The following is a 22656-nucleotide window of genomic DNA, read 5'->3' on the forward strand; positions in this document are numbered from 1 at the left end:
CCCTCAAACATTGATCGCAAAAACCCCGCCCCGTTTGTTCCTCGCTCGGCTTGACACAAGGGATCTCACGCAGCTCAACGATTTTTGTTCTTTTATCGATATATTGCCAGTTAGGCATTGTAGATAAAGGGCTGCAATCAAATACATCAATGCCGTAGGGCGGGTTAGCCGAAGGCGTAACCCGCCAATCTGATTCCAGCGTCACAAATTGCAATCAGCGCGGGTTGATAAAACTAACCCGGCCTACAAGGCTTACCCATTACCTAAATAGCGTTATGCAAACTCTTCGTCATCAGCCCTATCAGTGGAAACTTCTAAATTGTCACTTCCATAAGCTTCTTCGAACGTTCTCATAGATTTTCGGGCATACATAGGTCCTCTAGACGAACTTTCTGTAACAGCTTCGAAAATTGCACTTCGAGACTCTCGGCTTAATTCAATAAATGATGACCATTCCGCCATAAAATCTTGATATGTTGAATATGAAAATCTGGCCTCGTAAAAGGTGCGATCAGATAAGATTAGAATTAAGGCTGTTCCTCTAAGACCCTGCTTCGTTATAACCTCTTTAATCTCAACGATATCAGCAGCAATTAAAAGTTCTTCCCAGCTACTACCTGATAAGATCATTTGGTGCAAATCTATAAATCGAATCGAATTTAGAAAATCAATCACGCGTCTAAATCTTATCGCACCACTAGCTGTTTGGCGCAAATCAGGCGTTTGAATAGAACTCATTACCGCAGCCTTTAAATCTGCTATTTGACTTGCAAAATAGTCAATTTTCTTACTTTCAGATTCTATATTTCTCTGCTCATGAAGTAAGCGTTGAAATAACGATGACCATTGGGTACTTAAGTAATCATTAATATCTTCAACTTTAGAGAATGCATTAACACTATTCCCCTCAGTTCTGTGCCTGAGAAAGTTAATAAACTCAAATATAAATTTTGCTGTTTCTGGCTTCTCAATTGATGGAAATTTAATTTTATCAATTGCGTCACTAGCTTTATTAGCCTCATAAACTAAGTGATCGTGCATTACCCTGTCATCTACAAATGTAAATACTGGGATGCCATCTGATATTGCTTTACATATTTCCAACTGTGTTACAGAAAGCTTATCCTGACTTTGTAAAATGGCAGGACTTGCACTTTTCCCTTCAAGACCTAAAAAATCAATATCATTGAAAGCAGCAGGAACACCTTTACCGCCAAATCTTGAGCCAATAATTAAAATAGCAACGTCGCAACCTGATATTTCTTGTACACAACTTTTATGAGTATGTTCTCTCGGGTCATAAAGGACTTCCATATAATCACTCATTACAGGATCATGGCCCAGTAGTTTTATGTAACCCCTTACTTGAGATCTAACTGTGCTGAGGTCATAACAAGTAGAAGAAACGAATACTTTCAATTTTGCCATTTATTTATCCTTAATACTGAGGTGTACTACTAAATATGAACGCTAAACATGGGACAAAATCTACTAAAAATAAATTTTTAGATATCTGTCATTACCAAATTCCATAATTTTTTTAAGAAATCATCTTCTATCGGTCCGAGCCAAAATATCCGACATAGTTTTTTCAGAAACAATATCCCGATGTAAATCCGCCGCCCTTAGCTGCGTATACCTTGCCAAGTTTTTCCAGCTCTTATGCCTAGATACGAAGGCCACTTCTTGAATCTAGCTGCCCTTCAAACAAGCCACTAATGCCTTGATGGCGCAGATCGTGAAAAGTTAGGTCGGTAATCCCTGCCAACACACACAGCCGCTCAAAACGTGCCCTTACAATATCGCCATGATAAGGGAATATTCTCGCGTCAGCTCTAGGCTGCGCCTGAATAATCGCAAATGACTCACCCAATAAGGGAACTGTTTGATTATTGCCAAGCTTTTCTTGTGGGTCTTTGCGATCGCGGATCAACTCGTAAGCCGCAATCGTTCCGAATCCGATGCTATCGTAGGGGGCAATGAGCTTTAGCGAATTGCACCGGCTTTTGCGTAAATTGCACCTATCTTTTATCTAAATTGCACAATGCGTGAATTGAATCGTCTGCGGTGGCTGCTCCACGTTGGTTCGGCGCAATTCGCTTCGCTCATTGTCGCCCTACGGTTTGATGTATTTGATTGCAGCCCTTTATCTATAAAGCCTAGCTGGCAATACATCCACTTAATGACAAACCTCGTTGAGATGCGCGAGATCCCTTGTGTCAAGCCGAGCGAGGAACAAGCGGGGCGGGGTTTTTGCGATCAATGTTTGAGGGCGGCCGATGACTTTGCTTTTGAGGCCAACCGAGTTTTGAGCGCAACCGCCTCGATTGTCCGCAGCGAGGTGACGCCAAAGCTTAGCGGGGATGATTTTTTCGCCGCTTAGCGACGCGGGATGCAGAGCGCATCCGACGAAGTCGGACGCAGATACTAGGGCGGCCTTCTTTTGCTTACTTTTCTTGGCCGTTCAAGAAAAGTCAGTGCCGCGCGGCATTAGCGCGACTCAGCGTAAAAACATCTTGCAGTATCAATCGCTCGCTTCAGCAGTTTCGATAAGGTTTTTAGCGCATTTGACCTACGCAATCGAAATTTTGTCGAAGGCTAAAAGTGCTGCAAATGACCAACTCTTGAGCGAAACGGTGCAATTCGCGTAGCTTTTTACACCCTACGACACTGACGTATTTGATTACAGCCCTTTATCTACAATGCTTAGCTGGCAATACATCGACTTAATTGCAAACCTCGTTGAGCTGCGCGAGATCCCTTGTGTCAAACTGAGCGAGGAACAAGCGGGTCGGGATTTTTGCGATCAATGTTTGAGGGCGGCCGATGATTTTGCTTTTGAGGCCGACCGAGTTTTGAGCGCAACCGACCCGATTGTCCGCAGCGAGGTGACGCCAAAGCTTAGCGGGGATGATTTTTTCGCCGCTTAGCGACGCGGGATGCAGAGCTCATCCGGCGTAGCCGGACGCAGATACTAGGGTCGCCTTTCTTTTGCCTACTTTATCTTTGGCGAAGCAAAGAAAAGTAGGTGCCGCGCGGCATTAGCGCCGATCCCGCATTAAAAAATCACATCAGATTCAATCTATCGCTAAATTTCATGACGAGCGAAACGGTGCAATTCGCTTCGCTCAGTGCATCCTACGCAATCTTCGCAAAGCCTTCGCGGGCAAGCCCGCTGCCACGAGGGTTTCTGAGGCAGAACAGATTAAGGGTATACGCCGCTATCATTTAATTAATAAAGCCTATATCGCTTGATCCATCGCCTTCCACCGGGCATGAAGTGGATCTAGATGCGCCGCTAAATACCGCATATCTGCGTCGCTCATACCTGCATTAATAAATTTTTCTCGCCATTCCTGATTCACCGTTGCAATCAGCTCACGTACAACATTTCTAGCTTCTTCACTCTGATAGTGAAAATGATGCGCCTCCGCGAGCAACTGCTCCAGGCTAGGGGAAGCATTATCATTCACCAATGGCATGCCCATATATTGCAGATGCGTACCCTGTGGGTGGACATCATACGCAGGTGCTAGCCGGTATTTATTGTCACCAACATGTAAAAAACCATGATTTTTAATATGATCATCCGTGTTATCGATCAAAATATTGAACACCATTCGCCGAAACAATTCTTGGCAATCTTGCTTTGGATTAGCACCGAAGCGCGTTAAGGCTTGAGCCAATTCGACATAACTGCCTAGGCCTGATTCATAGGCCACATTCAGCAAACCAGCTGCTGATAAGAAATGGATGCGTTGCTCACCCTCAGGATTCGTTACGCGGTCAAACCTTTTAATCATGAAAATTGTGCTGTGATTAATTTCAACGCAGCGAAACTCAACGGTTTGGATGTTGCATATTTGCGCCAGTGCCATTGCGCCGGCTTCTGCCAATTCAATATTGAAAGGGTCTTCTCGCAGCGGGAACTTAGCCAGCCATAGCGCGCCTTGATCAGTGATGCTGGCTTTGGGTCTAGCCCCACCCAACGAGCCACCTTGCGTCAGCAAACGACGAATATCCAAAGGCACATCAAGGCCATATTGAATAGCCATCGCCATTTCATACAGTGCAGCCAATGACAATTGAGGCGCTTCAACCAACGATTGCGGTTCATCATGGATAACCACCAAGGCACCGATGCGATGCTGATTAGTACAAGACAACATCGCGTAGTCATCCAGGGCTGCACCCTGATTGGCAGCAGCCAAAACCAATCGCCCCCAGGCATCAGGCAGTGAATCTTTTAGATAAGGAGGCAATGCGCCGCCATCGCGTATCCTTTTGGCTGGCAAATGATTAATCGCCTGAGACAAAGCAGGATCGGGGTGAAATCGAAAATTGTGATTTTGCTGATATTGCCGCCCATAGCTGAGCGTGCCACTTTCAACAACGCCTTGCCGCTCTACTTTCAGCAAAGCAGCAGGCGTCGGCTGAGTAGCCTCAGGCAAATAGAGCCCCAATAGCAGACTGTAAAGACGAGAAGCTTCCATCAGAAATCAATCTCCTCATCCGTAGGCAGCGTTGGATTCACCTTGCGTACTCGTTTGCGCATGACTTCGGAATTGATGAGCGACTCTACTGGCACGGGTGCAACGGCGGATAAGCTATCCAAGACCCCCAGAATACTCAACGCATTCACCAACAGCCCGACTTGAGTCGTTGCTTCGCCCTTTTCCAGCGCAGAGTACGTGGACAAAGAACACTGGAGCCGCTGCGCCATTTGCGCCATCGTATCGCTACGCATAATACGCAGCGTCCTTAGCCGATTACCCAGTTCGGCTAGGGCTTGCTGACCCACATCATCAACAGGAAGAAGTTTTCTACTCATGCTATAGCAGTCATTAAGATCAATAAAAACTATTATAGTACGTATTACTATCTGTAGCGTTTAAATCCTACGGACTAAAAAACGTATCATTCCTGATTCTCAGCCAAGAAAAACGCTCACAAAGGTTCTGCGTTTTGGCTCCCCCACCACGCCTGCCAGCCCATCACTTGATTGCGCCAAAGCTCGCAGCTTTCGTAAGCCGAGAGCTTCGGCTTTGCCTGCCGCTCAAACTGACTCGGCTGTCCGACAAAGTCGGACACAGATACAAGGGCGGCCTTCTTTTTACCCATCTTGGCCGCTCAAGAAAACAAAGTTTCTACGAAGCTAAAGGTAAGCGCCGCGCGGCATGAGCGCGGCTCAGTTCATAAAAGTGCGCGGCGGTTTGAATCAAAGCAAATCTTAAAACGGGTTTAATCCGGTGTAATTCGCTTCGCTCAGTGCACCCTACGCAATATTCACAGAACCTTCGCAGGCAAGCCCGCTCCTACGAGGTTTTTCAATCATAAAATACCAAGGGTATATGCCGCTATAAATTAATTATCAAGCCCTACAAGAAGATACCCATCATCACTATAAACTCAGCAAATCCATCACCAACCTCATCACACCTCCCCCGCCCCCTCCAGTCGACTAAAACAAGCCAGCCTGCTGCCAAACGCGTAAAATGAGGCCGATTCAGGGCTAGCCCCTACACCACGATGAAATCAATACTGTAATGTCCGAAATCAATACTGCCATGTCGACCCCAAACACCCCTTCCCGCCGCTTTTGCATCGCCCCGATGCTGGATTGGACCGACCGCTATTACCGCCGATTTGCGCGAGAATTAAGCCAACATACTTGGCTGTATACCGAGATGGTCAATACGGGTGCAATTATCCATGGCGATAAAATGCGTCATTTGCGCTTTGATCCGGCAGAAAATCCGCTGGCTTTGCAATTAGGCGGCTCCGAGCCTGCCGATTTGGCTAAGTGCGCCAAAATCGCTGAGGAATGGGGTTATAACGAGGTGAATTTGAACGTCGGTTGCCCGAGCGAGCGCGTGCAATCGGGCTCGTTTGGTGCGTGTTTGATGCTGGAGCCGAGCTTGGTCGCCGAGGGCGTGAAGGCGATGCGGGATGCTTGCGATATTGATGTGACGGTGAAGCACCGCATCGGTATTGATAAGATGGAAGATTACAGCTTTGTGCGTGATTTTGTCGGCGTGGTGGCTGAAGCCGGTTGCAATACGTTTATTGTGCATGCGCGCAATGCGATTTTGAAGGGCTTAAGCCCGAAAGAAAACCGCGATATTCCGCCGCTGAAATACGATTACGCTTACCAATTAAAGCGTGATTTTCCGCAGCTAGAGATCATTATCAATGGCGGGATTACGACGCTGGCGGACAGCCAAATTCATCTGCAGCACGTCGATGGCGTGATGCTGGGGCGCGAGGCTTATCATAATCCGTGGATTTTAAACGAGGTCGATGCGGCGATTTATGGCACTGAGCAAATTGAAAAAACTCGCCGCCAAGCGATGGACAATCTGCGTAGCTTTGTTGAAAGCGAACTGAGTTCCGGTACGCCGATTCGCTATGTGGCGCGGCATATTTTGGGGCTGTATCAAGGCGTGCCTGGCGCGCGGCATTGGCGACGGATGTTGTCGGATGCGGCACTGCTGAAGAACGCCGATTGGCGCTTGATTGAAGAAGCGCTTAATATTGTCGAATCTCGTCAGGAACAACACCATGAAGCCCATTCGACCTAAATTAGCGCTCGCTGCAATTAGTCTGTGTTTGAGTGTCAGTAGTTTCGCCGAAGAAATCACTTTGCTCGCCACGATGGGCAGCAAGGCGGTGTTTCAAGTGAATGGGCAGAAAAAATCGCTGCAAATCGGCCAGCAAGTGGGCGATGCGAAGATTATTTCGATTGCCGCTGATTCGGCGGTGATTGAGACCAGTAATGGTCGGCAGCGTCGTCTTGGCTTGGGCGAAGGCTATGTGGCATCGATCCAAACACAAAGCGATGGCGATAGCAGCTTGGTGTTGTCGCCTAGCTATGGTGGGCATTATTTGGCCGATGTGTCGATTAATGGGCAAACTCAGCGCGGCGTGATTGATACTGGCGCGACGCATTTATCGATGTCGAGCAAAACCGCAGATGCACTCAACATCGACTACCGCAGTGGCATACAGGGACGATCACAAACGGCCAATGGCACGATCAAAGCATGGCTAGTTAAAGTGCCACAGCTCAGACTCGGTACCGTTACGCTGTATAATATTGACCTGAGCGTGCGCGACAGTAACGAGGCAGGACCGGTACTAATCGGCATGAGTACGCTGAACCGCTTTCAAATGAAGCGCGAACAGGATTTGATGATTTTAAGTAAAAAGGCTTACTGATGGTGACGACGGCAGCGACGGTGGAGAAGATGACCAAGCAGCGTATTGTGCTGGCCAGCAATAATGCGGGCAAAGTGAAAGAATTTAATCACCTGCTGGCGCCATTTGATTTTGAAGTCATTCCACAAGGCGAACTCGGCGTCCCCGAGTGCCCCGAGCCATTTGCCACCTTTGTTGAGAACGCACTCGCCAAAGCCCGCCATGCGGCTGAGTTCACTGGGCTGCCTGCCTTGGCCGATGATTCTGGCCTTTGTGTGCATGCACTGGGCGGCGCGCCCGGCGTGCTGTCGGCGCGCTTCGCGGGGGAACCCAAATCAGATGCGCGCAATAATGAAAAATTACTTGTCGAAATGCAGGATCAAACCGATAGACGCGCTTGGTACTATGCCGCTTTAGTGTTGGTGCGCTCAGTCAATGATCCGCAGCCTTTGATCGCCGATGGCGTGTGCACGGGTGAGATTATTCAAATACCGCAGGGCGACGGTGGTTTTGGTTACGATCCGCTATTTTGGCGCGCTGATTTGGGCAAAACCGTCGCGCAACTGAGTGCGATAGAAAAAGCGAGCATTTCGCACCGCGCGAAAGCACTACAAAAATTAATTACACAGCTCAAGGAAACCGGCTTGTGATGCAATTTACACAAGCACAAGGATACACAGCATGAGTCAAGATGAAAGCCGCTGGGCACGTTGGGTGCGCGATGATGGCTCGGTGGTATCCTGCACCGAGAAAGTCAAAGTGATGAATGAAAACCTCGATGAATTAATGCAAATGGCACAAGACCTGTTTGAAGACGGCCTGCTGATGGAAGTCTCCGAGACGCAAATGCGCGACGTGCTCATGCAAATGATGCATCGCCTACATAATCCCTACTCGCAAAATCGCTAGTCACACTAAGGATTTAGCGATAGAACTTTTGTACCAAGACCTGATCTACTGTAATAACATCACGCACACCGCAGCACTCACCCCTAATTCACTCCACTTTTTTAGAGTAAAAGCCATGTTAAAACACAGTCTGATTGCACTTGCCCTGATACTCCCAATCAGCAGCTATGCGGCACCGAAAGCCGAAGCCAAAACAACGAGCAACTCGCCCTTCACCAAAGCGCGCAATCAAGCCGCAGGCAATCTGAGCACCAGCATTGTGACAATGCAAAAAATGGTTAATCTCTGCGCCAATAATAGTAATCGCGAAAAAATTAAAACATCGACGTCTGATTGGCAAACTCGCAATAAAGCATTTTTAAAAATGCATTATGGCTATGTCACCGCTTTGATTGAATCGGTTCAAGAAACTGCAAGTGAAGAAGAGCTTAAAAAATTCAAAGAAAATCTAGTCAAAGTGAATAATGAAAATGCGAATACCATTATCAAAACACTGGTCGACAAAGATGGTCAAGAATTAGCTTGCGAGAAATATTTCACCTACCTTGATGGCGGTGAAATGGATATCAAACAAGGCAAACCTGATTATGCAACGCTGAAAGAAATGCTCGATTTTGCGAATAAAACCCCAACTGAAAAACCAGCGAAGAAGAAATAAATACTTCATCTGCTGCCTTAACTTTTAGTTAATTTCTCTGCCCGCAAGAGCCTGCCAGCCTCTGAACCTATCTTTTTCCGTGGCCTAGCTACTGAAAAATTTGGGTTTAAGCGCTGCACCGGGCTCTTGAACTTTTTTAGCGACACCATGCAAACTGTTTCCTTCTCGCAATCAGGCCTCACCGCCCTGCCGCCACTCGCACTGTATATTCACTTTCCGTGGTGCGTACGCAAATGCCCGTATTGCGATTTTAATTCGCACGCGGTCAAAGAAGGCATCCCCGAAGATCGCTACATCGATGCGCTAATCGCCGATTTAGAAAGCAACTTGCCGCAAGTTTGGGGCCGTTCGGTCAGTAGCATTTTCATGGGCGGCGGCACGCCGAGCCTGTTTTCAGCGGCCAGTATGGATCGATTGCTTGATGGTATTCGTGCGCGGATTAAGCTCAATCCCGATGCCGAAATCACGCTGGAAGCCAATCCAGGCACGTTTGAAATTGAAAAATTTGCTGGTTACAAAGCCGCTGGGATTAATCGGCTATCAATCGGCATTCAAAGCTTTAATGCCGAGCATTTAACTGCGCTCGGGCGAATTCATAACCGCGATGAAGCGCTGCGCGCAATTGAAATCGCCGCGAAACATTTTGATAATTACAATCTCGATCTGATGTATGCGCTGCCTAAGCAAACGCTGGCGCAGGCCGAAGCTGACATCGATCAGGCCATTGCCTGTGGCTCGACGCATCTATCGGCCTATCATTTAACGCTAGAACCCAATACGCTATTTCACCGCTACCCGCCTGCGCTGCCCGATGATGATCTCGCCGCTGATATGCAGGAAATGATAGAAGCCAAACTCGCCGCAGCGGGGTTTGAGCATTATGAAACCAGTGCATTTGCTAAACCCAATAAACGCAGCCAACACAATTTAAACTATTGGCGCTTTGGTGATTACCTCGGCATCGGCGCTGGCGCGCATGGCAAAATCAGTTTTCACGATAAAATCATTCGCCAAGCGCGCTTTAAACAGCCCAGCGAATATTTAACAAAAATGACAGCAGGTTCGGCGATTCAGACTGAAGAAATTATCGAAAAATCAGCCTTGCCGTTTGAATTTATGCTCAATACACTGCGCTTGACTGAGGGCTTTCCAATTGCACTATTTACCGAGCGCACTGGCCTGCCAATGACCAAAATCATCCACGAAATCGAGCGCGCCTGTAGTGAAGGCTTGCTAGAGCGTGATTTGCATCACGTCAAACCCACGCTGAAAGGCCAGCGCTTTTTGAATGTATTGATGGAACGGTTTTTGCCGGAATAAAAATAGATCACGAAAAACACGAAATAAAGTCAAAAAAGCACGAAAAAATAGCAATTTCAGATTCGATGTTGATGCCGTGCCACGATGGTTGGGCTGGGGCTTAAAAATCCCGTCCAAGCACACCGAGTGAAGGAGAGAGACGAACAGTTTTATCGTTTGGCTCACGACTGACCGAGGGCATCGGGGACCGATGTGCGCCCGGGTCGCCTTTCTTTGCTTCTTTCTTTGGCGAAGCAAAGAAAGAAGTCCTCGTCGCGGATTGCGACTGTAAAACACTGTGCCGTAGGCACTTAAAACCATCAACACGTACTCTGAATAAAACCCTTTATTTAAGGGTATACAAATATAAGTATCAATAAATAATGGCTACAGCCATATACCTACTGGATTAAATGATGGAATGGCCTGTCTCTGCGCTCACCGCAAGTGAAAAATACACCCTGATCACCGATTGCGTCGTGCCGCGCCCGATTGCTTGGGTGAGCAGCGTCGACCTGCTCGGCAAGATCAATATTGCGCCGTTTTCTTACTTTAATATTGTGTCCAGCGACCCGCTGATTGTGTCGCTGAGCGTCAATCGGCGACAAAGCAACGACGGCAGCTGCGAGCAAAAAGATACGGCGCTCAATCTACTCAATGGTGGCGATTGCGTGATTCATATTCCGTCGCACGATCACGCACCCGCCGTGCACGCCACGGGTTCGGGCACGCCACCGAGCGACGCGCAAATCGATGCGCTCGGCCTGCTGTTCTGCGCATCGCAAGCGGTGAAAACCCCGCGCATCCAAAACTGTGCCGTCGCACTGGAAGGCCGTTTATTGCAAAATATCGAAGTCGGCAATCCCATCGTCGCCGACCTGATTTTGGTCGAAATCGTGCATATCTTCGCCGCTGATGATCTGATGCACAACGGCCATGTTCATCCAGAGCCGTATTCGATTAATGCGATGAAACGCCCTTAAATTAGAATTCAAACTCAGAAAAGCTAATTATGTTAAAAAAAATATCATCTATTTCATTAATCCTGCTTCTGTCTGCCTGTGCAGGACAAATGAGCCAAGTAAAGAAAACTCAACCGCAAAAGAAATACAGCAGCATTTATATTGAAACTAATACAGCGGAATCAAGCAAATTAAAAATCACAAAAAACAAATCAAGCGATGATAATTTTACACGCGAATCACTAAGACAAAGTAATGCTGGATTCATGCACAGAGTGAAATTTGAAATACCTGAGAAATTGAGTTCAATATATCAAGCTAACGATATCATCGTTACTAATAATAAAAATCAAGCTGACTTGGTCTTTACTCTTAAGACGCCGACAACGCTTGAGGTCATGTGCCAGATACTTTGGTGTGCGACTAGCACAGATACTAATTTTTTTATCACTGATGCGAATACAAGCGAAAAAATATATTCAGGTAAGGTACTAATTTCAAGTGGCGTTTACTGGAATAACGAATACGCAAAAAAGAAAGGCTTAACTAATGGTAAAGATGAAAAAGACCTCGCTCTTGAAATTGCCAATAAATTTTTCGACGACACCAAATCATTCTTTAAATAATTCACGCGGTTATCCTGCATTTCATTCAGAGGACTAAATTCATGAGCAAAGAAATCATCCATTCAGACAATGCACCAAAAGCCGTTGGTACCTACTCGCAAGCGATTAAAGTCGGCAATACCGTGTATTTATCCGGCCAAATTGGTCTTGACCCAGTGACGAATGTGTTGGTCGAAGGTTTTGAAGCGCAAACGCATCAAGTGTTCCAAAACTTGCGTGCGGTGTGCCAAGCGGCGGGCGGCGATTTATCTGACATCGTAAAACTCGGCGTATTCGTCGTGGATTTGGCTAACTTTGCCAAATTGAACGAAATCATGGGCGAATACTTCACCGCGCCCTTCCCTGCGCGCGCCGCAGTACAAGCCGCCGCCTTGCCCAAAGGCGCGATTGTTGAAGCCGATGCGGTGATGGTGCTGGCCTAAGTATGAATATCAGCGGCTATTTGATTGCCAAATACCTGATCACTGCGGCGCTGGTGGTCGGGATTTCTGAGATCGCCAGCCGCTACGAGCGAATCGGCGGCCTGCTCGCCGCCTTGCCGCTGGTTACCTGTTTGACGCTAATTTGGCTCTACGTCGAAAAACAGCCGCAAGACAAAATTGCTGCGCATGCGTGGTATACGTTTTGGTATGTGCTGCCGACTTTGCCGATGTTTTTAACTTTCCCACTGCTACTTGCCCGCTTTGGCTTTTGGCCTGCGCTGGGGATTTCAACATTGGGAACGGTTGCGTTGTTTTTTATTTATGCCCAAGTATTAAGCCGATTTTTTCAGATTCAGTTGCTGTAAATTGGATAATGCACAGATTTGGTGTTGATAGTGTGCCGCGATGATTGATCTGGGGCTTAAAATCCCTTGTATCAAGCCGAGCGAGGAACAAGCGGGTCGGGGTTTTTGCGATCAATGTTTGAGCGAGGCCGACGTTTTTGCCTTTGAGGCCGAACGAGTTTTGAGCGCAACCGACCCGATTGTCCGCAGCGAGGGAATCCGGCGCAGCCGGACGCAGATACTAGGGTCGCCTTTCTTTGCTTACTTTCTTTGGCGAAGCAAAGAAAGTGAGTGCCGCGCGGCACGAGCGCGACCATGCTGAGTAGAAAATTGATGCCTTCATTTAAGCGAGATGCTGATCCATACCGAATTTCAATACGCATTTTAATGGCGATGTATTTACCTCCAAGCATTGAAATATAAGTCCTCGCAGGTAATACCCAAAGGATAGACAATGACTTTTCAAAATCCATCAGATGCTGAAATCAAAAGCATGCTTGAAGCGACCCATCGTATCGCCGTAGTCGGTTTATCTGATAAGCCCAATCGCGCCAGCCATGGCGTCAGCAAGTTGATGCAACAGTGGGGATTTAAAATCATACCGGTCACGCCCAAACCGCAGGCTGAGATTTTGGGTGAGAAGGTCTATGCAGATTTGGCCAGCGTACCGGGTGAGATTGATCTGGTGAATGTATTCCGCCGCAGCGAAGAAGCCGGCGCAGTGGTCGATCAGGCCATTGCCCGTGGTGCGAAGTTTATTTGGCTGCAATTGGGAATTAGCGACGAAGCCGCTGCTGAGCGCGCTCAAGTAGCAGGCATTCCGATTGTGATGGATCGCTGCTTGATGGTGGAATACGGTCGCTTGTTCAACGACTAATCCGCAGCAACAATACGCGATGCAAAACGCAAACAATCGCCAGAAACCGTGGCTTTCGCAGCATTTTATCGACGCACTATCGACGGCGCTTGCCCTGATTTTGCTCAGGCGTTAGCCTAGTCCATTCGCCTTGCTGATGACATAAGTAAAGCTAGGCAAGCAATCAAATTTATCGTTTTACCTATCTAATTGACTCTGCTTCAATTGGCCATCTTCTCTAACTAGATCGAATCATGAAACTCAACTTCAGCAAAATGCACGGCCTTGGTAACGATTTTATGGTCATCGATGGCGTGCGCCAGACGGTGGCACTGAGCAGCGAAACCATAGGCCAGCTCGGCCATCGCCAATTTGGCATTGGTTTTGACCAACTCTTGCTGGTCGAAGCCAGCCACACGCCGGGCATCGATTTTCGCTATCGAATTTTTAATTGCGATGGCTCTGAAGTGGAGCAATGCGGCAATGGCTCGCGCTGTTTTGCGCGTTTTGTATTCGATCAGGGCCTCACCGACAAAACCGAAATTTCTGTGGAAACCGCCAAAGGCGTGATTTATCCGCGCCTTGAAAGCAATGGCCTTGTCACAGTGAATATGGGCGCGCCGCGCTTTCATCCGAGCGAGATCCCGTTTGAAGCGCCGAACGAAGCGATTATTGATCCGCTGATTGTCGACGGCCAAGTTTATGATATTTCAGTGGTGTCGATGGGCAATCCGCATGCGGTTCAAGTAGTCGATTCAGTCGATACCGCCCCCGTAGCGCTGCACGGCGCTTTGATTGAAAATCACAAACGCTTCCCACAAAAAGTAAATGCAGGTTTTATGCAAATCCTTGGTCGCAGTGAAATTCGCTTGCGCGTGTTTGAGCGCGCAGCGGGTGAAACGCTGGCTTGCGGCACGGGCGCTTGCGCTGCCGTCGTCGCTGGTATTCGCCGTGGCATGCTTGATGCAACGGTACTGGTACATACGCGCGGTGGTGATTTGACGATTTCTTGGGCAGGTCATGATGCCCCGGTCATGATGACAGGCCCGGCTGTGACTGTTTTTGAAGGCAGTATTGAAGTGTAGAGCTTGCAAAACATCGGCTTAAGAGTAATACCTCAGCTAAAGTTTTGCGCTAATCCAACTCCTTATTACAGGGAAACTCAAACATGCAAGCCAATGAAGTGGTGCTGTGGTTAAAACAAAATCCCGAATTTTTTGATGTTTTCGCCGATGATTTGGCGGAAATCTATGTGCCGCACAATCATCGTGGCCATGCGGTTTCTTTGGCGGAGCGACAATTACTGACCTTACGCGATAAAAATCGCACGCTTGAAGCGCGTTTGGGCGAGCTGCTGCAATTTGGCGTCGAAAACGACACAATTTCCGACATGCTGCACCAGCTCACCGTGGGCTTAATGCAGGCCAACGATTTGCCAAGCATTATTGGCACGCTCGAATACCACCTCAAAGAAAAATTCGCCGTACCCCACATGGCGCTGCGCCTGTGGTTGCCCGATGTGCAATCGAATTTGCGTGAGTTTTCAGCGGTGGATGAAAGCATTCATAAACTGGCGGATAACTTAGCAGCGCCCTACTGCGGCCCGTATGTGACCGACGATATTCTGAACTGGTTTGCACTCGAAACCGGTGAACTCAAATCCTTTGCGCAGTTTGCACTGCGCACTGGCGACACGCCGTTTGGTATTTTGGTTCTGGCCAGTCCCGATGCAGAGCGTTTTTATCCAGAGATGGGTACGCTGTATTTGCAACGACTTTCGGATTTGGTGTCGGCAGCGGTGCGCCGCGTTGTGCCGTTAACGCTGCCCCTCGCTGAACTAGAAACCGTTTGAAAGCCAAGTCATCCAGCACCGAAGTGCCAGCAAATCCGATGCATCCACAAACGGAGCAGCACTTCGCGCATTTTTTCCGCTATTTGCATGGCGAAAAAGCCGCTAGCGCGCATACGCATGCCGCGTATCAGCATGATCTGCAACGCCTTTCTGTATCTGCAGGCGACAAAGACCTCGCGCTGCTTAATCCGCTGGAAATTCGCGGCTTTGTGCGGCAGCTTTCTAGCCAAGGTTTATCAGGACGTTCGATTGCCCGCATTCTGTCGGCATGGCGCGTTTTTTATCGGCTGATGTGCCGTGATTTTCATTGGCCGCTCAATCCAGTGGAAGGCGTCAAAGCGCCTAAAATCATCAAAGCGCTGCCTGCCATGCTGAATTTGGATGCGGCGGTCGGTTTTTTAGAAAATATGCCGGATGGTGAATCGCTAGAAGCGCGCGATAAAGCGATTTTTGAATTGGCTTACTCATCCGGTTTACGCGTGAGCGAGCTGGTGAGCCTGAAGCTTATCGAAATCGATTTAAGACAAGGCCTCGCCACCGTCACTGGTAAAGGCAATAAAACCCGCATCGTTCCAGTGGGAAAAATGGCGCTCGAATCGATCCGCCGCTGGCTATTGATTCGCCCGCAACTCGCTCATCCCAATGCGCTAACGGTATTTGTGAGCAATAAAGGCACGCCGCTCACCACGCGCGCGGTGCAATTGCGGCTGCGGCAATGGCAGGAAAAACTCGGCATCACCGAGCCACTGTATCCGCACAAATTACGCCATAGCTGCGCGACGCATTTATTGCAATCTTCTGGCGATTTGCGCGCAGTGCAAGAATTCCTCGGCCACGCCAGCATCGCCACCACGCAAGTTTATACGCATTTGGATTTTCAGCATTTAGCAAAGACTTACGATGAATTCCATCCGCGCGCCAATAAAGAGAAGAAAAATAACCAAGGTATTGGCCTATACCCCTTATTGGACAAAGCCAACCTACCAATACCCAAGTAAATAATATCTAAGCTTGCCATAAGCCAAGAATTTTCCCGTCACAGTTTTTGCGAGCCATCCATATAGCGCTGCAATAAGCGCTGTGTTTCATTACTCGTTTTTAATTCCATCAATGCCTTTGCAAACTGGCCAGCAAGCGAATCGGGGCTTACCAGCATCGGCAAATTACTGGCTGATGGCGCGAGCTTGCTGTTGTAATTTGGATTGGGGATTTCAGCGTAATGTTCTGAGGAACGAGAAAAACCGACGAGTAATGGATTGGCTTGCGGTAAACAATTGGGATGAAGTTTCAAACCCAACACATCCAGCGATGCGATGCGATTTTTATGTAGATAAAACTGCAAGGGTTCTTGCTCAATAATAAACAAATCGCCACGACGTCCTTTTAGCGCTTTGATGGCTTTATTTGCATCAACGCCGCCGCCGAGTACTTCTGCCGTGAGCGCAGGGTAGCGAGAATGAATACTGGCTTTGCTACTACCCAGTTCAGTGATCACTCGCAGTGGTGGTGTCTGATTTAAATCAGTAATGGTCGCTAAATCAATTCGGCTTAAACAGACTTCCTTACTCACCAAGCCATAAGGAAACCAATTAAGACTATCCGCCCGTTCCAATGAAAATGAGCCCGGCGTAAAATCAACCTTACCTTTGTGAATTTCTTCATATAAGCGTTTTTTCGGGAAACGAACGATTTGGAGTTTAAAGCCAATTTTTTGCGCTGCGCGTGAAAATAAATCATTGAAAAACCCTTGATTACTCGGGCTTTCAGCAATAAATGGCTCTTTTTCACGCTCGATATAGCCCATGATCAAGATATTTTCTTTGGCAAACGCAACATTTAAGCTCGCCACCAAAAGAACGAACAGTAGTCCTCGCATTATTCGCCTCCACAGATTCAACTATCACTTAAATTTGCGCGTAGCGCCTGACTCAAGGAATCCCAAACACGAAGAAGCTCGATGCTAGTCTGATGTGTACTCAAATAAATCGTAGCCCATTTGCTGTTCGATCAATTTTGCGCAGCGAATTTTGCTTTCTTCACCATTGCTATTAAGCACAGTAAATTCGCGCAGCGGGGTGTAAAGTCCTTTGGCAGTCACAGCGCGCTGCGATTGCTTGAGTGCTGCAATGCTGGGCAGCAGCAAAGCGGGCAGAAAATCGAGTTCGGCGTTTAGGCCAATCGGCCGCAATAACACGGGCTGCGCTTTGGCGCTCATCACCTGCAAACCCATTTCAGTCGCACCATCGTAGCGCTGCTGTAACCAGCGAATCGACGCCACCATCCAGCCTGCATCGCTTGCCGCACGAATCGCCACCACTTCGCCGGGGCGAGCTTGCTCGCTGGGCAAATCACGCGCCAGAATCGCATAGCCGCCAGGGCTTTCATTGATCACTTGCCAAGGAATCGACTGAGCCGACGTTAATGCATCCAATGCCGCTGCGATGCTCTGCTCCGGCATCATCAGCGGCATACCGCCATTCAGTTGCAATACCGCCTGCGGCAAGCCCAATACCACTTCCACCGAGGCTTGCGCCGGAATCCGCTGATACAAGCGCTGTGGCGAAATGCTCCACTGCCGAATCACGCGGCGCAGAATTTCCAGCCACATTTGCACTTTTTGCCTGTCATTGGCCAATGGCACTTTGGACTCGACATTGCTTTCGGCTTTATGCAGTTTTTTAGCCAGTTCAATCGTGTCAAATAGCAGCGATTGACCCGGTAAATGATCTAAGGAGCGATTGCCAACAAACTGCGGCGGGCGATCAAACTCCAGTTCAATCAGGAAAAATCCTGCCGAAGAATTGAGTTTACTCACGGGCTGAAAATGCGCGTACGACGCATAGCCTTCGATGATTTCTAAGATTTTATCCAGCTCTGGACCAGAAAAGCGCTGCGGATCGGCCAAAGCCAATAAGAGCATCTGCTTGTACACAGTCGCAATTGAGCGTGAGGCTTTTTCTTTTGGATTGTCGCTTTTGCGTTCATCAAGAAATTTATTCTCCGCAGCATAACGGAACACCTGATGAATCTCGCCCCACATCCCACTCGGCAAAGGCTGAAACAAACGTGTGCAGACTTGATAAGTGCGCCAAAAGCTGTAAACAACCGCTTGCAGTAAAATTGGCACCATTTTGGTCGATGTGAAAAAAGAAAATTTCTTATCGACCTTATCCATCAATGCTTGCTTCCAACCCAAAGTCATTTCGACCCATAAATTGAGCGCCAATTGCGCGGCAAGTCGCGCGCTCTCTTTCATGGGTAAACCGGGTGATGCATAAGCCGATTCAAAAGCACCGGTCAGCATCTCAAGTGAATTTTGGTACTCGTCCAAAAGTTTGACGCGCTCTTCGGCTTCTAATTTCACGCGGTTTAAGGTCGACAGCGCATCGAGCAACATGCGCCCTGCTTCCATCACATTTCCGGTCGGCAAGCCAATCAGCCACTCGCGCAAATGCAGTGGATTGGTTTCAACCGAACGGGCTAAATTCGGATCAGGATCGGGTAAGGTTAATCGCATCGGTTTCGCAGTGTATTTACCAGCAATTGCTTAGCGCACTCATCGTGCCTGCCAGCAAAAATTGAGCTTCTATATCAGTCAGACTGTAGGGTGGCATAAAATAGAGCGTATTGCCGATGGGGCGCAACAAAATTCCTTCTTTTAAGGCTTCAACAAAACACTGCGTCGCAAACTGCGGCGGTGCATCGCTGATTTCAAATGCCCAAATCATGCCGCAATGTCGCCAGTTTTTCACCCGAGGGTGCTGCGCTAAAGGCGAAAAAATAGCACTAAAGCGAACGGCTTTTTCGCGATTAGCCGCAATCACCGCGTCATCTTTAAAAATGGCCAAGGTCGCCAAGGCCGCCGCGCAAGCCAGCGCATTGCCAGTATATGAATGAGAATGTAAAAAGGCTCTGGCGGTTTCATCCGAATAAAAGGCAGTATAGACCGCTTCGCTACAGAGTACAGCGGCCAGCGGCAAATACCCCCCAGTAATCCCTTTTGAAAGACAGATTAAATCAGGTTTAATCTCTGCCTGCTCGCAAGCAAACATCGTTCCAGTGCGGCCAAAGCCCACCGCAATCTCATCGGCAATCAGCAAAACTTGATATTGATCGCAGAGTATACGCGCCTGAGCCAGATAGATCGGGTCATACATCGCCATACCTGCTGCACCTTGCACCAGCGGCTCAACAATCAGCGCAGCAATTTCATGCTGATGCGCGGCCAGTACGCGTTCCAAATCTTGCAGCGCCCACAGCGCGACGTCTTTCGCCGTTTGCTCGCCCTTGGCTTGGCGGGAATCTGGGCTTTGCACTGCAAAGTTCTCACGCACCAAGGGCGCGTACGCCGTGCGGAAAATCGGCACATCAGTGACCGATAGCGCACCCATCGTTTCGCCGTGGTAACTGTCTTGCAAATAGACGAAACGATTTTTTTCCGGCAGCCCCAAATTGCGCCAATAATGCGCCGCCATTTTCAGTGCGATTTCAGTCGCCGAAGCGCCGTCTGAACCGTAAAACGCATGACCTAATCCGGTTAATTCTGCCAGTTGCTCAGACAACTCCACCACGGGTTGATGCGTAAATCCAGCCAGCATCACGTGTTCAAGCTGATCCATTTGTGCTGAAATCGCCGCTTTGATGCGCGGCTGATTGTGGCCAAATAAATTCACCCACCAGCTTGATACCGCATCCAGATAGCGATTGCCATCCATGTCGTACAACCACACGCCATCGCCGCGCGCGATGGGAATCAGCGGCAGCGTTTCATGGCGTTTCATTTGCGTACACGGATGCCAAACCGACGCCAGACTACGTGTTAACCACGTTTGATTTTGAGAGGCTTGATCCATCAACTCTTATCCATTGCAACAATCGGCTTATCTTACAGAACTTCGCGCTGCGGCTGTAGTTAGCATTTTTCCAACTCAACAATCGCCGCAGTCAGCAGCGCCCCCAAGACGATCCACAGCCAGTAACTTGCCGGGATCGGACTCGAAGCGAATAAGCGATTCATGGGCGACCAGTAAGTAAATAAGCATTGCAGCACCAGCATCATCGCGCTGCCAAACCACACCCACGGGTTACTCCACCAGCCCAAAGTCCAGCAAGCCCCCGTTAAAGAGCGACAAGTAAATAGATAGGCAATTTGCGCAACGACAAAAGCATTCACGGCAATCGTTCGGGCTTCAATTAAAGGCACTTGCTGCGCCAGCGCCCAGTGAAATAGTCCAAACACCAAGAGTAAAAATAAGAATCCGACCATCAGCATCCGAATCACCAGCGTTTTGCCGAGCAAGGGGCTAGCAGGATCGCGCGGTGGCTGCTGCATCACGGTGGGCTCAACCGGCTCAAATGCCAGCATCATCCCTAACAGCAGCGCCGTACTCATATTGATCCACAAGATTTGCAGCGGCGTCACCGGCAGCAGCGTGCCGCTTAAAATCGCCACCAAAATCACGCAGCCTTCGCCAATATTGGTCGGCAAAGTCCAGGTAATAAACTTCTGCAAATTGGCGTACACGCCACGGCCTTGCCGCACGGCGGCGACCAAAGTGGCAAAATTATTATCCGTCAGCACCATAGCCGCAGCTTCTTTAGCAACTTCCGTGCCGCCCTGCCCCATCGCGATGCCAATCTCTGCCGCTTTGAGCGCGGGCGCATCGTTCACGCCATCGCCGGTCATCGCAACGATTTCGCCATTGGCCTGCAAAGCACGCACCAATTCCAGCTTTTGCTCAGGCGCTACGCGTGCAAATACCGCGACATTGCGCACAATGTCTTGCAATTGCTCGGGGCTATTTTTGGCTAATTCTTGCCCAGTGAGCACGGCATCATCGGCTTGCATCAAACCCAATTGCGCCGCAATCGCCACTGCTGTCACCGGATGATCGCCGGTAATCATTTTGATGCGGATGCCAGCGGCTTGGCATTGTTCAATGGCCGCTTTCACTTCTGGGCGCGGCGGATCAATCATGCCCATCAAGCCTAAAAAGCGCCAAGGCCCTGCTGCATTCGCGCTTAAATCCAGCTCCGGATCCAGCTTTTCAGCGTCATTGTCTTTGGCGGCAAACGCCAGTACGCGCAATCCCAGCGCTGCCATCTCGCTGACTTTACTGGCGACTTCATCTCCCATTGCGCACAAGGGCAAAATCACTTCTGGCGCGCCTTTAATGTAATGCTGCGCGACGCCGCCCTCTGTTGCTTCATGTAGCGTTTGCATGCTTTTTCGCTCGGCGGCAAACGGCAAAGCATCTCGCCTTGGCGCTTGCTGGCGAACTTGTTCCACATCCATACCCAATTGCTGCGCCAACAGCAGTAGCGCGGTTTCGGTGGGATCGCCGCTCAATGCGCCATCAGCCAGAACAGTCGCATCATTACACAGCACTGCAGCTTCAATTAATTTCTCGACCGATGTATCTTGATGCAGATCTTTATTATCAATGCCTACATCGCTATACCTCAGATTAATAATATCTTGCTCTAGGTACAAAGCGGTGACTGTCATGCGGTTTTCAGTCAAGGTGCCGGTTTTATCCGAGCAAATCACCGTAGTGCCGCCCAAAGTTTCGACGGCCGGTAAATGCCGAATAATCGCGCTTTGCTTGGCCATTCTCGCTACGCCAATCGCCAGCGTGATCGTCACTGCGGCAGGCAAGCCCTCGGGAATCGCGCCAATCGCCAAGGCCACGGCGGCCATAAACATTTCATACGCACTTTCGCCACGCGCCATACCCACCACAAAGGTCAGCACCGCCAGCGCCATGATGATCCATAAGAGTTGGTTGGCAAATTGGGCAATTTGCCGCGTCAGCGGCGTGATCATGGCATCGGTTCGCAGCAAACTGGCCGCAATTTTTCCGGTTTCGGTATTCAAACCCGTCGCGACGACGACGCCTTTAGCGTGCCCCCGCAAGACCATCGTGCCGCCAAACACCATATTGCCGCGCTCAGCCAATTGCGTGGCGGCATCGAGTACCGCAATATGCTTATCAACGGGCAAGGATTCCCCCGTTAGCATCGCCTCGTGTGCGGCCAGCTCATTTACCTGTAATAGCCGCACATCAGCGGGAACTTTGTCCCCGGCCGCCAAATGCACCACGTCGCCTGGAACAAGTTCTGCTACAGCCAGCCGCAGCGCCTGCCCCGAACGCACGGTATGAATGTCTTGCCCCAGATGTTCGGCCAAGGCCAGCAGCGCTTGCTCAGCACGGCCTTCTTGAATCAAACCCACCGCAGCATTAATGACGACAACGCCAAAAATCACCGAGCTATCCACCCATTCACCCAAGACCAAGGTGACTGCACCCGCCAAAATTAGCACCAGCACTAAGGGTTGCGAGAGTTGATCCCAAACTCGCCGCCACAGCGGCACCACCGCAGCAGCAGGCAGTTGATTTTTGCCATATTCAAGCAGCCTTGATTGCGCCACGGCATGACTCAAACCTTCTTCAGGATGTGACTGCCAGTGCGCCAAGACTTCATCGGAACTCATTTCATGCCAAATCTTCACAATCGGCCTCCATAGGCT

Annotated in this window: 22 protein-coding genes; 14 read left to right on the top strand and 8 right to left on the bottom strand. The window is 49.1% G+C overall.

Annotation, left to right across the window (positions count from 1 at the left end; all coding sequences use genetic code 11):
* Nucleotides 1-273 precede the first annotated feature (273 nt).
* From Q320_RS19780 to Q320_RS0112725, 4 genes are all read right to left on the bottom strand, one after another.
* A complete protein-coding gene (locus Q320_RS19780; RefSeq protein ID WP_051534722.1) occupies nt 274-1428 on the bottom strand; it encodes a DUF4062 domain-containing protein in 1155 nt (384 codons plus the stop codon).
* 238 nt (nt 1429-1666) lie between these two features.
* Nucleotides 1667-1933 (bottom strand): site-specific integrase, encoded by a 267-nt coding sequence (locus Q320_RS0112700; RefSeq protein WP_027469313.1) that lies wholly within the window; start codon nt 1931-1933, stop codon nt 1667-1669.
* Nucleotides 1934-3242: 1309 nt separating this feature from the next.
* Entirely contained in the window at nt 3243-4493 is a 1251-nt protein-coding gene (locus Q320_RS19785) for a type II toxin-antitoxin system HipA family toxin (protein WP_051534723.1), read from the bottom strand.
* Nucleotides 4493-4831: a helix-turn-helix transcriptional regulator gene (locus Q320_RS0112725; RefSeq protein WP_084282644.1), complete on the bottom strand. Its 339-nt coding sequence runs from the start codon at nt 4829-4831 to the stop codon at nt 4493-4495. The genes Q320_RS19785 and Q320_RS0112725 overlap by 1 nt, the downstream gene beginning before the upstream one ends.
* 736 nt (nt 4832-5567) lie before the next feature.
* On the opposite strand from Q320_RS0112725, the gene dusA reads away from it, so the two are divergent.
* The 14 genes from dusA to Q320_RS19800 all read left to right on the top strand — a co-directional run bounded on the left by dusA (nt 5568) and on the right by Q320_RS19800 (nt 16123).
* On the top strand, nt 5568-6581 hold the full coding sequence (dusA, locus tag Q320_RS0112735; protein ID WP_084282679.1) for a tRNA dihydrouridine(20/20a) synthase DusA: 1014 nt from the start codon (nt 5568-5570) through the stop codon (nt 6579-6581).
* Complete coding sequence (locus tag Q320_RS0112740) at nt 6562-7218, top strand: retropepsin-like aspartic protease family protein (RefSeq protein WP_027469319.1); 657 nt, start codon at nt 6562-6564, stop codon at nt 7216-7218. Before dusA ends, Q320_RS0112740 begins: the two co-directional genes overlap by 20 nt.
* The gene (rdgB, locus tag Q320_RS0112745; protein ID WP_373277226.1) at nt 7218-7847 is read left to right on the top strand and encodes an RdgB/HAM1 family non-canonical purine NTP pyrophosphatase; all 630 of its coding nucleotides are present in this window, start codon (nt 7218-7220) and stop codon (nt 7845-7847) included. The genes Q320_RS0112740 and rdgB overlap by 1 nt, the downstream gene beginning before the upstream one ends.
* Nucleotides 7848-7878: 31 nt before the next feature.
* On the top strand, nt 7879-8106 hold the full coding sequence (locus Q320_RS0112750; RefSeq protein WP_027469321.1) for a hypothetical protein: 228 nt from the start codon (nt 7879-7881) through the stop codon (nt 8104-8106).
* A gap of 115 nt (nt 8107-8221) precedes the next feature.
* On the top strand, nt 8222-8764 hold the full coding sequence (locus Q320_RS0112755; protein ID WP_027469322.1) for a hypothetical protein: 543 nt from the start codon (nt 8222-8224) through the stop codon (nt 8762-8764).
* A gap of 147 nt (nt 8765-8911) precedes the next feature.
* A complete protein-coding gene (gene hemW / locus Q320_RS0112765; RefSeq protein WP_027469323.1) occupies nt 8912-10084 on the top strand; it encodes a radical SAM family heme chaperone HemW in 1173 nt (390 codons plus the stop codon).
* A gap of 392 nt (nt 10085-10476) precedes the next feature.
* Nucleotides 10477-11046 (top strand): flavin reductase family protein, encoded by a 570-nt coding sequence (locus Q320_RS19790; RefSeq protein ID WP_084282646.1) that lies wholly within the window; start codon nt 10477-10479, stop codon nt 11044-11046.
* 29 nt (nt 11047-11075) lie between these two features.
* Nucleotides 11076-11651 carry a hypothetical protein gene (locus Q320_RS0112775; RefSeq protein WP_027469324.1) on the top strand — a complete coding sequence of 192 codons (576 nt, stop codon included), beginning with the start codon at nt 11076-11078 and terminating at the stop codon, nt 11649-11651.
* Nucleotides 11652-11692: 41 nt separating this feature from the next.
* The gene (locus Q320_RS0112780) at nt 11693-12073 is read left to right on the top strand and encodes a Rid family detoxifying hydrolase (protein WP_027469325.1); all 381 of its coding nucleotides are present in this window, start codon (nt 11693-11695) and stop codon (nt 12071-12073) included.
* A 2-nt stretch (nt 12074-12075) separates the two neighbouring features.
* Nucleotides 12076-12438: a DUF3147 family protein gene (locus Q320_RS0112785; protein WP_027469326.1), complete on the top strand. Its 363-nt coding sequence runs from the start codon at nt 12076-12078 to the stop codon at nt 12436-12438.
* A gap of 433 nt (nt 12439-12871) precedes the next feature.
* Nucleotides 12872-13294: a CoA-binding protein gene (locus Q320_RS0112790; RefSeq protein ID WP_027469327.1), complete on the top strand. Its 423-nt coding sequence runs from the start codon at nt 12872-12874 to the stop codon at nt 13292-13294.
* Between the two features lie 233 nt (nt 13295-13527).
* Nucleotides 13528-14358, top strand: a complete 831-nt coding sequence (dapF, locus tag Q320_RS0112795; protein WP_027469328.1) for a diaminopimelate epimerase — start codon at nt 13528-13530, stop codon at nt 14356-14358.
* 83 nt (nt 14359-14441) lie between these two features.
* Nucleotides 14442-15125, top strand: coding sequence for a DUF484 family protein (locus tag Q320_RS19795; RefSeq protein WP_035853712.1), 684 nt, complete (start codon nt 14442-14444; stop codon nt 15123-15125).
* On the top strand, nt 15122-16123 hold the full coding sequence (locus Q320_RS19800) for a tyrosine recombinase XerC (RefSeq protein WP_211251229.1): 1002 nt from the start codon (nt 15122-15124) through the stop codon (nt 16121-16123). Before Q320_RS19795 ends, Q320_RS19800 begins: the two co-directional genes overlap by 4 nt.
* Nucleotides 16124-16161: 38 nt before the next feature.
* Here Q320_RS19800 and Q320_RS0112810 read toward each other — a convergent pair whose 3' ends face one another.
* From Q320_RS0112810 to Q320_RS0112825, 4 genes are all read right to left on the bottom strand, one after another.
* Nucleotides 16162-17001 (bottom strand): substrate-binding periplasmic protein, encoded by an 840-nt coding sequence (locus Q320_RS0112810; protein WP_027469329.1) that lies wholly within the window; start codon nt 16999-17001, stop codon nt 16162-16164.
* Between the two features lie 84 nt (nt 17002-17085).
* Nucleotides 17086-18642 (bottom strand): cyclic-di-GMP receptor FimW-related protein, encoded by a 1557-nt coding sequence (locus Q320_RS0112815; RefSeq protein WP_027469330.1) that lies wholly within the window; start codon nt 18640-18642, stop codon nt 17086-17088.
* A gap of 16 nt (nt 18643-18658) precedes the next feature.
* The gene (bioA, locus tag Q320_RS0112820; RefSeq protein WP_027469331.1) at nt 18659-19978 is read right to left on the bottom strand and encodes an adenosylmethionine--8-amino-7-oxononanoate transaminase; all 1320 of its coding nucleotides are present in this window, start codon (nt 19976-19978) and stop codon (nt 18659-18661) included.
* A 59-nt stretch (nt 19979-20037) separates the two neighbouring features.
* Nucleotides 20038-22638, bottom strand: a complete 2601-nt coding sequence (locus tag Q320_RS0112825; RefSeq protein ID WP_211251230.1) for a cation-translocating P-type ATPase — start codon at nt 22636-22638, stop codon at nt 20038-20040.
* Between the last annotated feature and the right edge of the window lie 18 nt (nt 22639-22656).

It is taken from the genome of Deefgea rivuli DSM 18356 (genome assembly GCF_000620145.1).
Lineage (GTDB): Bacteria > Pseudomonadota > Gammaproteobacteria > Burkholderiales > Chitinibacteraceae > Deefgea > Deefgea rivuli.